The sequence below is a fragment of the Cellulosimicrobium sp. NPDC055967 genome (assembly GCF_042269845.1).
In the GTDB taxonomy this organism is placed as follows: domain Bacteria; phylum Actinomycetota; class Actinomycetes; order Actinomycetales; family Cellulomonadaceae; genus Cellulosimicrobium.
Map to the genome: position 1 here is coordinate 19,028 of NZ_JBHJYJ010000004.1, position 13,749 is coordinate 32,776.

A 13,749-nucleotide genomic window follows, 5' to 3' on the forward strand; every position below is an offset into this window, starting at 1 on the left:
ACGGCCGCCGCGCCGCGCGGGTCGCTGGCGCGACGCGCTGGGCGTCGGGCGCGGCAGGATAATCTCGGTGACCATGCAGCGATCTGGCGAGGCGTCGGGAAGGCTCCTGGGCCGGCGTCGCGAGTGCGCCGTCGTGGACGACCTTTTGCAGGCCGCCAGGGACGGCCAGGGCGCATCCATGGTCCTTCGTGGTGAACCCGGCATCGGCAAGTCCGCGCTGATCGAGTACGCGCGTGCCAGCGCGCAGGGATTCAGGGTCATCAGCGTTGCCGGCGTAGAGGCGGAGACGGAACTAGCCTTCGGCGGGCTGCACCAGCTGTGCGCGCCGTTGCTCGACCGATTCGCTCAGCTTCGTGCGCCGCAGCGGGCGGCGCTGGAGACCGCGTTCGGGATGAGTGCGGGCAGTCCTCCCGATCGATTCCTCGTCGGGCTGGCCGTCCTCAGCCTGCTGGGTGACGCCGCCCAGGACGAGCCCGTGATCTGTCTCGTCGACGACGCCCAGTGGCTCGACCAGATCTCTGCGCAGACGCTCGCTTTCGTCGCACGCCGACTGGTGGCCGAGCGGGTGGTTCTGCTGTTCGCCGAGCGCGTGCCGGCCCCACGCGCATTCTTCGAGCGGCTGCCCGCGCTGCAGATCGTGGGACTTGCGGATCACGACGCCCGTGCGCTTCTGCAGACTGTCGCGCCCGGCCAGCTCGACGTCCGGATCCGCGAGCAGATCCTTGCCGAGGCGCGAGGCAATCCGCTCGCCATCCTGGAGCTACCCCGCGACCGGACGCCTCTGAGCACTGCCGACCCGGTGGGGGCCGATGGACAACCGTTGGCGAGCCGCATCGAAACGGGGTTCCTGCACAGGATCGAGAACCTCGCGCCCGCCACACGGAAGCTGCTGCTCGTCGCGGCGGCCGAACCCGTGGGAGACGCGGCGCTGCTGCAACGCGCGGGCGAGAGAATGGGCATCGACGTCGACGAGGCGGCACGGGAGGCGGAGAACGCCGGGCTGGTCACCAGGCGCGGCATGGTTCGCTTTCGCCACCCGCTGGTCCGGTCGGCGGCCTATCGCGGAGCGACGCCCCAGGAGCGCCGACGCGTGCACCAGGCGCTCGCGGACGCCATCGACCCGGCGTCAGACCCGGATCGTCGGTTGTGGCACCTGGCCAGCGCGGCACCGGAGCCTGCCGAGAGTGTCGCGACCCAGATGGAGCAGGCGGCGTCGCGCTCGATGGAACGCGGTGGTGTCGCGGCCGCGGCGGCGTTCCTGGACCGCGCGTCACGACTCACCCCCGATCCCACGGCACGAGGACGGCGTGCGCTCGCTGCTGCTCAGGCGAAGAGTCAGGCCGGCGCCTACGACGAGGCGCTGGAACTGCTCGACATCGCGAGCCTCAGCCCGCTCAGCGCCTATGACGAGGCCCGGACGGACCTGGTGCGTGGTCGGCTGCAGTTCTTCTCTCGAAGCGCGGCCAAAGGTCTTCCCCTGTTGCTTTCCGCCGCAGAACGCCTGGAGAACTTCGACCCGAAGCTGGCCAAGAAGACGTACCGCGATGCCATGTACGCGGCGCTGACGGCCGGCAGGCTCGCCGGCGGGTCCATCGAGCAGGTCGCCTCGTCGGTGCTGAAGATGACGACCTCGAGCGAGCCCACCCGATCCGACCTGCTCCTCGTGGGATTGTCCCGCGTGATAGCCGACGGGTACGCCGCGGGCCTTCCGCAGATTCAGCGAACTCTCATGAGCTACCGGACGGCCGCGCTGCCACCGGACGAGGCGCTCGGCTGGCTGCCGCTCGTGTGCCGCGTGGCCCATAACGCCTGGGACTTCGACACCTGGTCGTCCCTCTCCGGCTCCCTGGTCGAACTGGCGCGTGGCACCGGCGCCCTGTCAGTGCTCCCGTCGGCGCTGCTGCTCCGCCTGTCCAACCGGGTGTTCGCCGGGGAGCTCTCCGTGGCGGACTCGCTCGTGGCAGAGGCGGCGAACGTGGGCGACGTCACCGGCAGCAACGTCCTGGCCCACTACGCGGCGTTGGTCGTCGACCCGTGGAAGGGCCGGGAGTCGCAGGCGCTACGGACCATCCAGACGGTCACCGACGACTTCCTCCTGCATGGTGAGGGGAAGGTCTCGACAGCGACCGGTTGGGCAGCGGCCGTCCTCTACAACGGTCTGGGCCGCTACGACGAGGCGTTCGACGCGGCCCGGCGCGGTGCGTCCTATCCCACCGAGATGGGTCTGTCGTCCTCCGCGATGGTCGAGCTCGTCTGGGGGGCGGCACACCTGGGCCGCCCGGGGGATGCGATCACCGAGGCGAGGCGCGTCGTCGAGATGGCGGCGGCGAGCGGTACCGACTGGGCACTCGGGACCGCAGCGCTCGTCACCGCCATGGTCGGCAACGAGCGTGACACCGACGGGCGGTATCGGGAAGCGATCGACCGGCTGGAGCGGGGCGGTACGCGAATGTTCCTCGCCAGGGCGCACCTGTCGTACGGCGAGTGGCTCCGCCGTTCGGGACGGCGATCCGAGGCAAGGCGGAACCTCGATCTCGCCCACCGGATGCTGAGCACGTTCGGGGCGGCCGCGTTCGCCGAGCGCGCCCGGCAGGAACTCGCCGCTGTCGGGGTGCAGATGCCGAAGCCGTCGCAGGACGCGAGCACCGGCGTCGATCTGACGCAGCAGGAGGCGCGCATCGCGCAGCTCGCGGCTGACGGTCTGACGAACCCCGAGATCGGCGCCCAACTCTTCCTGAGCGCACACACCGTCGAGTGGCACCTGCGCAAGGTCTTCTCGAAGCTGGGCATCAGCTCGCGCAAGGACATCGGCGCACGGCTCGCGGATCTACAGGCCTGACAGTCGGCAGACGTCAGACGAACGGGTTCGCGGTCAACTGGCAGTCGGTGCCCGCAACGCGTCGACGAACAGGCCGACCATCGCCGGGATGCGGTCGGACCCGGCGTCGTGCGCCGGTTCGGTCGCGATGGAGAGCATCACGCCCAGGAGAAGCGATGTGGCGCCCTGCGGGCTGACGTCCGCGCGGAGCGAACCGCTGCGGGCACCGGACGCGAGGAAGTCGGCGACGACCCTCGTGAGCACCTGGCGGGTGTGCGGGGCCGGGACGGTGCCGCTCGCCATGCCGGAACGGAGGGCTGGCCTCAGGCCGGGCTGAGTCGTCGTGAAGCGCACGTAGCGCTCGGCCCACGTGCGGAGTGCCTCATCGGGCGGGAAGTGATCGAGCAGCCCCGGCGCCGTTGCCGCCAGCTGGTCCAGCTCGGCGCTGTAGACAGCCTCGACGAGCGCTCCGAGGTTCGGAAAGTGGCGATAGAGCGTCCCGACCCCCACCCCGGCATCGCGGGCGACATCCTCGCACGTCAAGGCGCCCTCGTCCTTCGCCAGAGCGGCCCGCGCTGCGTCGACGAGCCGGTCGCGGTTGCGCTGTGCGTCTGCGCGCAGCGGCCGTGGCGTCCCGTCCGCCGGCCCGGTGGGAGGGTCGACATCGTGTGTCCGTGGCAACTTCAATCGGAAGCCCTTCCGGTGTGGGGTAGCGTGTCTAAGCGGAAGACCCTCCGCTTAGCGCCATACTCCCACGGGAACCGAGGTCGTGACCATGACAGCTCTCATCCCCGCTGCTTCCGCCGGCCCGTCCGGCACTCGGCGAGCCGAGATCGGAGGCCGGACCGTCTCGGCCGTCGGCTACGGCGCGATGCAGCTCGGTCGACTCCGCCAGGATCGCGCTGCGGCCCTCATGCTGGTTCGCCGGGCGTTCGAGCTCGGTGTCGACCACGTCGACACGGCACAGTTCTACGCCGGTGGCTGGGTCAACGGGCTTCTGCGCGAGGCGCTCCGGTCCCACGACGGCGTCGTCGTCGCGACGAAGGTCGGTGTCGAGCCGAGCGAGGCCGGCATGCGAGCCGCCCAGCGACCGGAGCAGCTGCGCGCGGGCGTCGAGGAGAACTTGCGCGGCCTGGGGGTCGACCAGGTCTCGGTCGTCCACCTGCGGCGCATGGACGGGTTGCCGATCCCTGACGATCAGAGGGTCGACGTCGACGACCAGCTCGCCGAGCTTGTCCAGATGCGCGACGAGGGCCTCGTCGGCGCGATCGGTCTGAGCAACGTCAGCCTGGACATCGTGCAGCGCGCGTTGCCCGCCGGGGTCGCGAGCGTGCAGAACAACTACAGCGTCGTGGCTCGTGACCGTGAAGACCTCCTGGAGCTGACGATCGACGAGAAGATCGCGTGGGTCCCGTTCTACCCGCTCGGGGGCACGATGCAGGGCGCGCCGAGGGTGACTGACGAGCCGGTGGTGCGATCCGCGGCGGAGCGTCTCGAGCTCACACCGGCCCAGGTGGGACTGGCCTGGCTCCTTCATCGCGCGCCGAATGTCCTGCTCATCCCTGGCACTGCCTCGATCGAGCACCTGCGGGACAACCTTGCGGTGGGCGACATCGTGCTCGACGACTCGACACTCGCCGCGCTGAACTCCGTCTGGACCGATCCTTCGGCGGCAAGGCGGTAGCCCGGCTCCCGCATCAGGTCGACCCGCCGTCACGGATCGTCCGCCAGCCTGGTCGAACGTTCAGTCGCACGCTCTGCCCTCCGTGGGCGGGCTCATTGCAGGGGAGGCGGAAGTTCACATGCTGAGCAAGTGGGAAGAGCGCCGACTGGCGGACATCGGATACGAGCTCCGCCTCGACCGCGCGCTCGAGCGGGTGATCGGTGCGCCAACCCGCAGCGAGCTCCGCCGGCTGTCCTTCAGGAAGCGCTGGGCGGCGTTCAAGCGGAGATGGTTCACGCCCTGGCCGTGACGACGGCTTGCCTCGGTGGCGAGGGGGACGAGTCGTCCGCGTGACGAAGTCCGGTGACGAGGAGCGAGAGAAAGTACGGCCAGCGTCCCGGGTCGCCGGTCGCGCACGCGCCCTGATACGAGGCGGTCATCATCCCGACCACCTCGCGGCCGGTGACGTCGGCACGTACTGCGCCGGCCTCCACCGCGCGGCGGGCCAGGAGGTCGGCGACGTTCTCGAGGCGCGTCCGCCGTTCCGTCAGGCCCGGGATCGCGAGCTCTGCCGTCGACGCGAGCTGGCAGAAGGCCTGATCTCGTGCCTGCAGCCTGATCCCGGCGGCAACGAACTCCCGCAGTGCCTGCAGGGGGTCGGTCGCGTCGAGAAGGCCCTCGGCCTGATCGACGAGCTCGTTGACCAGGCCGGCGACGACGGCAGAGACCAGGTCCTCCTTCGAGGCGAAATGCCGGAAGACCGTGCCCTTCGCGACTCCCGCTCGATCGGCGATGTCGGACACCGAGGCGCTCAGGCCCGAACTTGCCAGGACGCTGGCGGCCGCTGAGATGACCGCCTCGCGGTTACGTGCAGCATCAGCGCGCATCGCGACCACCTCCTTCGCCGGTCACGCTAGCAGAACATGACCCGTCGGTCATGTTCTAGAGGTAGCATCTAACATGACCGCTTGGTCATCTTGGGGATTGGAAGAGGAGTAGGCAATGGACATGACGGATCGCAAGGTGCTGGTCGTGGGGGCCTCGTCGGGCATCGGCGCGGCAGTCGCTCGCACGTTTGCCGACGCCGGGGCCGGTGTCGTCGCTGCGGGGCGGCGGGTGGAGCGACTCAAGGAGGTCGCCGCTCAGGCCGACGGGCTGTCAGGGACGATCATGCCGCTGGCTCTCGACGTCGCCGACGAAGATTCCGCGCGGGCGGGCGTGGCGACCGCTGCCGAGATGCTCGGGGGGATCGACGTCGTGGTCAACAACGCGGGCGTCATGCTCACCGGACCCGTACAGCACGCCGACCCGGGGGAGTGGGAGCGCATGATGCGCACGAACCTGCTGGGCACCATGCACGTGTCGCACGCCGCGCTTCCGCACCTCATCGCCAGCCGGGGGACCCTGGTGCAGACGTCGTCGACGTCAGGTCGAACGGCATCGGCCGGCGCCGGTGTCTACGCCGCCACCAAGCACGGTGTGAACGCCTTCTCGGAGGCCCTGCGCCAGGAGGTTGCGCAGCAGGGGGTTCGCGTGGTGCTCGTCGAGCCAGGCATGGTCGACACCGAGCTGGCGAGCCACCTCAGCGACCCGGCCATGCGCGAGCTCGCCGCACGGATGGCCGGGGAGATCCGGATCCTGGATCCGCAGGACGTTGCCGAGGCGGTCCTCTTCGCGGTGACCCGCCCGCCGCACGTGTCGATCAGCGAGCTCCTCATTCGGCCGACGGAGCAGGTGCTCTGATGGGCGAAGGCCGCCCGTGACGCCGGCAGTGGCGTCGCGGGCGGCGTGCTCGTGTCAGGCGACCCGGCGCGTCGGGCCCGTCGAGCCGTCCGTCGTCGCCGGCCTCGGATCCGCGGGTGTCGCAGCGACGGACGCTGCGCGCGGTCTCTGCACCGACGCCAGCGAGACGATGTCGCGCCCGAAGAGCGAGGCCGTCAGCCACACGGCGAGCACGCGTACCTTTCGCTCCCAGGTGGGGATAGCGAGCACGTGGTAGCCGCCGGGCCTCCACGGATCCCGCCACGACCTCTGGAAGGAACGGCTGATAGGTCATGTAGGGCCGCGGATCCACGAGGGCCAGCTCGATGTCGCCGCGGCGCAGCTCGCGCCGCAGGTGCTTCTCGAGCTCCCGGGCTGCGGTGAACCCTGCGTAGCCGCCGCCGACGATGACGATGCGTTCCATCAGTTCCTCCCCAAGCACCGCCGCGGCGCTCTCCCACTGGCGACCGTGCGGCTGCTCGGTTCGTGACGTGATGTTGGTCGCGCGTTCTCGGCGTCGCGCCGCGGCCCTGCCGGCGAGGTGCCTCAGCAGGGCCGCAGCTACCGAGCTCTCGCTACCGAGCGATCGCGGTGTCCCCGAGCTCGAGCTCGAGCGCGGCGGCGGTCACGATCCGTGCGACCTCGTCGGGCCGCGAGACGGCGACTGCGTGGGACGCGCCTTCCACCTCGGTCGTGCCGCGGGAGCCGGCACGTTCTGCCATGAACCGAAGCGCGGCGGGAGGGATGTTCCGGTCCTCGCCCCCGTGCACGAACCAGGACGGTACGTGACGCCAGGCCGGCTCCGTCGTTGCCAGGGGTTCGGTCAGGGCCTCCTGCGTGACCGGGCGCTGGGACGCGGACATGCACGTGGCGTGACCGGGGGCGACGTCCGCGACGAACTGTTCGTGGAACCTCTCCGGGCGGATGGTCAGGTCCGTCTGACCGTTGGACAGCGGAGTCGACGCGAGCGTCTCCCCGAGGGTGCTGCCGGGGAATCGGCCGGCGAGGTCGAACGCGCTCTCTCCGGTCTCGGGAGCAAACGCGCCGACGTACACGAGGCCGACGACGTTCGGCGCCTGTGAGACCGCCTCGGTGGCGACCATGCCGCCGTACGAGTGTGCGACGACCAGGACGGGACCCTCGACGCCGGCGATGACGTCCCGCAGGTATGCGGCGTCGCCGGACAGCGAGCGCAGCGGGACGGCGTTCGCGACGACCGGGATGCCGTCGCGGTGGAGCCGTTCGACGACGCCGTGCCAGCTCGAGGAGTCGGCGAAGGCGCCGTGCACGAGGACGGCTGTGGGTGTGGTGCTCATGGGAGTACTCCTGTCGTGAGCGTGGAGCAGGTTGTGTGGCGGGTGCCGTTCCCCGGTCCCGGGGTTCACATTGGCACCCGTTGCGGCGGGCAGAGCAGGGCTGTCGATCGCCGCCGCCAGTCCGTCGGATCGATGCGTGCCTCGCCCCCGGTGGAGACGAGCAGGGGCCGGTATCGGACCCACAGAAGGAAGGACAGGGCGGCCGCGGTGAGCGCGGCTCCGGTCCACAGGTTGACCTCGGAATCGGTGTGGTGCCCGGCGGTCTCCCCGGCGCCGGGGATCCCCATGACGAGCAGGACGACGCCGTAGATGCCGAGGACGGCTCCGATGATCGTGCGGATGTCGAAGGCTCGGGCGGCGTGTGCCGGGGTAGGGGCGAGATCGTCGGTCGACGGGACCCCCATCTCTTGCAGCACGGCGACGATCGTCGCGATGCGTCCGACGCGTGTGTAGTAGCCGTCGGGCTTGTCCTTCTTGACGTACTGCTGCCAGATGTCGTAGCTGAAGACGGTGTTGGACGCGGAGATGTTGGCCGCCATGCCCGCCATGAACGAAGCGAGAAGCCCGGCGAGCGCGACGCCGAGCATCCCGGTGGGGAGCAGATCGCGGATCATGAGCAGGTTCGCGTCGTTGTACTGCACGGTCCCGTCGCCCTGGCCCTCCTTCAGGGCCGTGATCTCCGGGACGAGGACGCTCGCGATGATGCCCGGGACGACGACGAAGGGGATCAGCATCTTCGGGAACGAACCGATGACCGGGGCCGTGCGAGCCGACGTGATGGAGTCCGACGCCATGGCGCGCTGTACCTCGACGAAGTTCGTCGTCCAGTAGCCGAAGGACAGCACGAAGCCGAGGCCGAACACGATGCCGATCACCGACCACACGGGTGAGTCGAAGCCTGTCAGGGACTCACCGGGCCACGAGGAGAGCATCTCCGTCCCGAACGACTCTTCGACGTTGTCGACCAGGCCGCCGACGCCGCCCACGCGGTTCAGGCCGACGATCGTCAGGGGGAGCAGGGCCGCGACGATGACGAAGAACTGCAGGACCTCGTTGTAGATCGCGGCGGACAACCCGCCGAGCGCCGTGTACGTGAGCACCACCGCCGCCGCCGCCGCGACCAGGGAGACCCACAACGGCCAACCCAGGAGGGCGTTCACGATGGTCGCCAGAAGGAACAGGTTCACGCCCGCGATGAGCAGCTGCGCGACCGCGAAGCTGATGGCGTTCACCAGGTGCGCTCCGGTCCCGAACCGTCGTCGCATGAACTCGGGGACGGACCTGACCTTCGACCCGTAGTAGAACGGCATCATCACCACGCCGAGGAACAGCATCGCCGGCACGGCACCGATCCAGTAGTAGTGCATGGTGGCCACGCCGATCTGCGCACCGTTGGCGGACATTCCCATGATCTCGACGGCGCCGAGGTTCGCGGAGATGAACGCGAGCCCTGTGACCCACGCGGGAAGGGACCGACCCGAGAGGAAGAAGTCCAGGCTGGATGAGACCTGGCGTCTCGCCAGCCAGCCGATGCCCAGAACGAAGATGAAGTAGACAGCCACCAGCCCGAAGTCGATGAAGTTGGCATCCAGGCGTAGCGGGTTGTCGCTGGCTGCAATGATCACGTCTGCCGCCTCACTCTCCGTGGTCGTACGTCACGATGTGGATGAGAACTCGACATGACTGACCGGACGCCGAGGCTTGGTGTGACTCGATCGGACGACCGATGTGCTGCGCGTGCCGCCGATGGCTGGGTCGCCGCCGCGCGGGACTGATCATCCCGGAGGCGCAGTCCGCTCTCGGTCGGAAGCCGCGGTGGATGCTGCGCCCCGAGGTGCTCCGGACTCTCTTGTTCGTCTTCGCGGCGTTCGGGGCGAATGGCATTCCCGCCACACCAGGCGGAATTCGTACCAGGCCAGGAGCGCGGCCACGAGATAGAGGGCAGCGGTCAGGACGATCTGGCCGGTCATGGTGCCGGCTCCATGGTTCTGACGGCGCCGTCGGCGAGGCCGGAGGCCGTGATCGGGACGATCGTGGTGAGCGACCTGAGGATCTCTGCGGCCTCGATCATCGCGTCGACGGCGCGGCTGGTGACCTCTCCGCCGGCGTGGAGTCGCAGAGCGGCCCGGTACAGCTGGTCCGCGAGGGTGGCCGGGCGACCGTCGGGAGACGGGGCGTGGACGAGGTTCATGTCGGCCTCCTTGAGGGTGGGAGCCGCCCTTCGGCGACTCATCCACCGTCGACCGACGAGGCAGCGGAGCGCGCCCTGCGAGTGCGTAGTCAGGTGCGTAGGGAGGTGCGTAGTGCCCGCTTTGCCTCGCCCCGTCCGCCATCGGGCCTTGGGCAGCGGATGCCGGTTCCGACGGGACCGGTCCGACCTTTCAGAGGCCTTGAAGCCTCGGAGATACGCTTGAGTGGTGCCGCCGTCCAGAGGCCTTCTGGGCCGGACCCAGGAGCTGGCCCGATTGCAGGAGCTGGTCGCTCGTGCGCGCGACGGGCACAGTGGTGCTGTCGTTCTGAGCGGCGAAGCCGGGATCGGCAAGACCGCCCTGGTGGACGCGCTCATCGCCGATGCGGGTACTGATGTCCGCGTCGAGCGGATGGTCGCCTCCGAGAGCGAGGTCGAGCTCACGTTCGCAGGTTTGCAGTTGCTCTGCGGACATCTGTTGACCACGTCGGCGGTCCACCTTCCGGAACCTCGCCGGGAAGCGCTCGAATGTGCCTTCGGTATTCGTGCGGCAGGACCGCCCAACCCGCTTCATCTCGGACTCGGTGTGCGCGATCTGCTGACGCGGGCCGCCGGCGAGGGCGCTCTGCTGTGCATCGTCGATGACGCGCAATGGTTGGACGAGACCTCGGCACGAGCCATCGCGTCCGTAGCCCGTCGTCTCTCCAACGAACACATCGCGATGGTCCTGGCCATGCGACGCCAGGATGATCTGTTCGCGGACCTGCCCCAGCTGTCCGTCCCGGGGCTGAGCGACCACGACTCTCGTGAACTCCTCCGAAAGGCTCTGCCGGGTGCGATCGACGAGCGAGTGTTCGACCAGCTCCTCGTCGAGTGTCGCGGCAACCCGCTCGCACTCCGCGAGCTGCCTCGCACGTCCGCCGCCGACATGGCCGGCGGCTATGCGCTCGCCGGATCCCTGTCGCTGCAGAGCAGGATCGAGCGGAGCCTGCTCGCCCGGCTCGACAGCCTTCCCCCCTCGACCCGCACACTTCTCCTCCTCGCCTCAGCTGATCCCACCGGTGACATGGGCTTGTTGTGGCGGGCCGCCGCACGCCTGGGACTTGGCCCTGAGAACCTGGATCTCGCCCAGCAGGCCGACGCGCTCGTCGTCTCCGGACGCATCCAGTTTCGACATCCGCTCATCCGGTCGGCGATCTATCGGGCGGCCGACCCGGCTGACCGTCGAAGTGTCCACGAGGCCCTGGCTGAGGCGACGTATGCCGAGCGAGACCCGGACCGTCGCGCCTGGCACCTGGCCAACGCGACAGTAGAGCCCAGCGAGAACGTGGCGGCAGCCCTCGTGCAGTCGGCCGACCGAGCACGCGCTCGTGGAGGGGTCGCAGCCACTGCAGCCTTCCTCGAACGGGCCGCGCAGCTGACGCCCGAACCTCGAGCGCGGGCAGATCGATCGATCGCGGCTGCCGAGTCCAAGCTCGACGCTGGCGCACCTGACGACGCGCTGCAGCTGCTCGACGAAACACGCGACCACGAGCTGAACTCCCTCCAGATAGCCCTTGTCGCACGGCTGCAGGCACGCTGCGAGTACGCGCTCCGTCGCGATCGCAGTGCGCCGCGAAGGCTCCTCACCGCAGCACAGGCGCTCGAGCCCCACGACCCGGTGCTGGCCAGAGACACGTACATGCAGGCCCTATCCGCCGCCACCTACGCCGGGAGGCTCGGCGAGCCGGGCGCCATCGACGAGATCGCGCAGGCGATCATGTCGTCGACGGCCACCGGGACATTGGACAGTGCACCGGACCTCATCCTTCGGGGGCAGGCGCAGCTCGCGCTGGGTGGACCATCTCTCGCGCTGCCTATCGTGCGGCGCGCCATCGCGGCCTTTGCCGAGGAGCCAGCCACGGACCACCGAGCTCTCGCGTGGATGTGGTTCGGGGGTCGCGCCGCCCAGGACATCTGGGATGCCGAGGGGCTGAGAACTCTCGCGGAGCGGCAAGTCCGGCTCGCGCGTGCCGGAGGGGTGCTCACCGTGCTTCCCATGGCGCTCAACCTGTTGATGGTCGCCCGCACCTTCGACGGTCGGCTGGACGGCGCGGAGGCCATCTGCGACGACCTCGACACGATTCTTTCCATCACCGGACACCCCCTCCCTCTGTACGGGCGGATCTTCCTGGCTGCCTATCGAGGTCATCTCGATGAGGTCGAGACCATGGCGCCGCAGCTCCGCGCCGACGCTCACGCACGAGGCGAGGGGTACGCACTGACAGTGGCCAACATGGCAGAGGCCGTGGTCTACAACGGGGCAGGCCACTACGAGAAGGCCTTGGCGTCTGCGCGTCGAGAGCTTCCGTACGTCAATGAGCTCGGCCACGCGATGCGCACGATGCTCGAGGTGGTCGAGGCCGCCTCGCACCTCGGCGAACGAGAACTCGCAGGCGAGGCTGTCGAACGACTTCATCAGGTGACGAACCCGGTGATCGACAAAAGCCCTTGGGCTGCCGCGTTCATGGCGCTGGTCCACGCGATGCAGGACGACGACGATGACGGTGAGGCTCACTACCTCCATGCCATCGACGGGTTCGAGCGGATCCGCGTGCCGATCCTCAAGGCACGCAGCCAGCTTCTGTACGGCGAGATGCTGCGCCGGCACGGGCGTCGTATCGACGCCCGCGCACAGCTGCGCTCAGCAGTGTCCATCTTTGCCGAATGCGGCATGCAGGGGTTCGCCGACCGAGCGCGCGGCGAGCTGGCTGTCACAGGGGAGAAGGTGCGCACTCGCGGCACGGCGTCCGTGGACGACCTCACTGATCAGGAACGCAACGTCGCCCGGCTGGCCCGTGACGGCCTCACCAACCGCGAGATCGGAGCACGCCTCTTCATCAGTTCACACACCGCCGAGTGGCACCTGCGCAAGGTCTTCGCCAAACTCGACGTCAGGTCGCGGAACGAGCTGTGGAAGGTCCTGCCAGGCCCGAACTAGACGTGCCGTCGCGACCTCGTGTCGAGGTGCGTAGCGACGTCCAGGATCGCGTCGACGAAAGCTTGCGGCGCCTCGGCCGGAAGATGGTGACCCGCATGCGGGACATGACGATGCTCGCGCCATCCGGTGAACCTGGCGGCATCGTGAGAGCCGTCGGTCGCGGGGAAGTTCCCGTCCGCCGTGCCGTCGAGCGTGATCGTCGGAGCGCTGATCGCTGGTAGCGAGGCGAGGCGCGACTCGTCGGCAGAATGGGCGACGGCGCCGGGCGCCAGTCCGAGTCGCTGTCGGTAGGAGTGGATGACGACGTCGACGTAGTCGGGATTCTCGAACGCGCGGGCCGCTCGAGCGAGGTCGTCGTCGGTGAAGACCCACTCGGGTGAGTTCCGGCACCAGATGACGCGGGCGATCTCCTGCCTGTTCCTCTCCAGTCCCCTACGGCCCCGTTCGGTGGAGAAGTACCAGAAGTACCAGAAGCCCGCCTCGCGCTCGGGCGTGATCGGTACGTGGGCGGAGGCGATGTCGTTGATGAGGTAGCCGTTCACACTGACGAGCCCGCCGACGCGGTCAGGATGAAGCGCCGCGACCACGCATGCGGCTCGGCCGCCCCAGTCGTAGCCGGCGAGGATCGGGGTCTGCAGCTTGAGGGCGTCGAGGAGTGCGAGCAGGTCGGCTCCGAGTGCAGCCTGCTGACCACTGCGGGGTGTGTCATCGCGGAGGAACCTCGTGGGCCCGTGTCCGCGCAGGTACGGGACGATCACCCGGAAGCCTCCGTCGACCAGACTCGGGGCGACGTCGATGAAGCTGTGCACGTCGTACGGGAAGCCGTGCAGGAGCACCACTGGCGGAGCGTCCGATGAGCCGAGGTCGTGGTAGGCGACGTCGAGCTCGCCGGCGGCGAGGTGCCGAAGCGTGTACGCGGAGCCAATCATCGTGTCGTCCTTCTGGGCGGGGCCAAGTGTCGTGGGTCGAACGCCACTGCACTCACGACCGGGGACGGTCGGACGATGTGACCGAGCCGGCCGC

At 69.1% G+C, this 13,749-nt stretch carries 11 protein-coding genes; 5 read left to right on the plus strand and 6 right to left on the minus strand.

Features of this window, described 5'->3' with window-relative positions:
• Positions 1-73 precede the first annotated feature (73 nt).
• Positions 74-2,839, plus strand: coding sequence for an AAA family ATPase (locus ACFC2L_RS06725; protein ID WP_375823803.1), 2,766 nt, complete (start codon positions 74-76; stop codon positions 2,837-2,839).
• 33 nt (positions 2,840-2,872) lie between these two features.
• Here the strand turns inward: ACFC2L_RS06725 and ACFC2L_RS06730 are convergent, their stop codons facing one another.
• Positions 2,873-3,505, minus strand: coding sequence for a TetR/AcrR family transcriptional regulator (locus ACFC2L_RS06730; protein ID WP_375823510.1), 633 nt, complete (start codon positions 3,503-3,505; stop codon positions 2,873-2,875).
• Positions 3,506-3,593: 88 nt separating this feature from the next.
• On the opposite strand from ACFC2L_RS06730, the gene ACFC2L_RS06735 reads away from it, so the two are divergent.
• On the plus strand, positions 3,594-4,502 hold the full coding sequence (locus ACFC2L_RS06735; protein WP_375823511.1) for an aldo/keto reductase: 909 nt from the start codon (positions 3,594-3,596) through the stop codon (positions 4,500-4,502).
• A 118-nt stretch (positions 4,503-4,620) separates the two neighbouring features.
• Complete coding sequence (locus ACFC2L_RS06740; RefSeq protein WP_375823512.1) at positions 4,621-4,791, plus strand: hypothetical protein; 171 nt, start codon at positions 4,621-4,623, stop codon at positions 4,789-4,791.
• Here the strand turns inward: ACFC2L_RS06740 and ACFC2L_RS06745 are convergent.
• Positions 4,775-5,368, minus strand: a complete 594-nt coding sequence (locus ACFC2L_RS06745; protein WP_375823513.1) for a TetR/AcrR family transcriptional regulator — start codon at positions 5,366-5,368, stop codon at positions 4,775-4,777. The two genes, ACFC2L_RS06740 and ACFC2L_RS06745, sit on opposite strands and share 17 nt — an antisense overlap.
• A gap of 115 nt (positions 5,369-5,483) precedes the next feature.
• On the opposite strand from ACFC2L_RS06745, the gene ACFC2L_RS06750 reads away from it, so the two are divergent.
• On the plus strand, positions 5,484-6,224 hold the full coding sequence (locus ACFC2L_RS06750; protein WP_375823514.1) for an SDR family oxidoreductase: 741 nt from the start codon (positions 5,484-5,486) through the stop codon (positions 6,222-6,224).
• A gap of 593 nt (positions 6,225-6,817) precedes the next feature.
• On the opposite strand, the gene ACFC2L_RS06755 is transcribed toward ACFC2L_RS06750, so the two are convergent.
• From ACFC2L_RS06755 to ACFC2L_RS06765, 3 genes are all read right to left on the minus strand, one after another.
• Positions 6,818-7,558: an alpha/beta fold hydrolase gene (locus ACFC2L_RS06755; protein WP_375823515.1), complete on the minus strand. Its 741-nt coding sequence runs from the start codon at positions 7,556-7,558 to the stop codon at positions 6,818-6,820.
• A 65-nt stretch (positions 7,559-7,623) separates the two neighbouring features.
• Positions 7,624-9,177: a sodium/solute symporter gene (locus tag ACFC2L_RS06760; protein ID WP_375823804.1), complete on the minus strand. Its 1,554-nt coding sequence runs from the start codon at positions 9,175-9,177 to the stop codon at positions 7,624-7,626.
• A gap of 347 nt (positions 9,178-9,524) precedes the next feature.
• Positions 9,525-9,749 carry a hypothetical protein gene (locus ACFC2L_RS06765; RefSeq protein WP_375823516.1) on the minus strand — a complete coding sequence of 75 codons (225 nt, stop codon included), beginning with the start codon at positions 9,747-9,749 and terminating at the stop codon, positions 9,525-9,527.
• Between the two features lie 226 nt (positions 9,750-9,975).
• On the opposite strand from ACFC2L_RS06765, the gene ACFC2L_RS06770 reads away from it, so the two are divergent.
• Positions 9,976-12,726 (plus strand): AAA family ATPase, encoded by a 2,751-nt coding sequence (locus tag ACFC2L_RS06770; RefSeq protein ID WP_375823517.1) that lies wholly within the window; start codon positions 9,976-9,978, stop codon positions 12,724-12,726.
• Here the strand turns inward: ACFC2L_RS06770 and ACFC2L_RS06775 are convergent.
• The gene (locus tag ACFC2L_RS06775) at positions 12,723-13,655 is read right to left on the minus strand and encodes an alpha/beta fold hydrolase (protein WP_375823518.1); all 933 of its coding nucleotides are present in this window, start codon (positions 13,653-13,655) and stop codon (positions 12,723-12,725) included. The genes ACFC2L_RS06770 and ACFC2L_RS06775 overlap by 4 nt on opposite strands.
• Between the last annotated feature and the right edge of the window lie 94 nt (positions 13,656-13,749).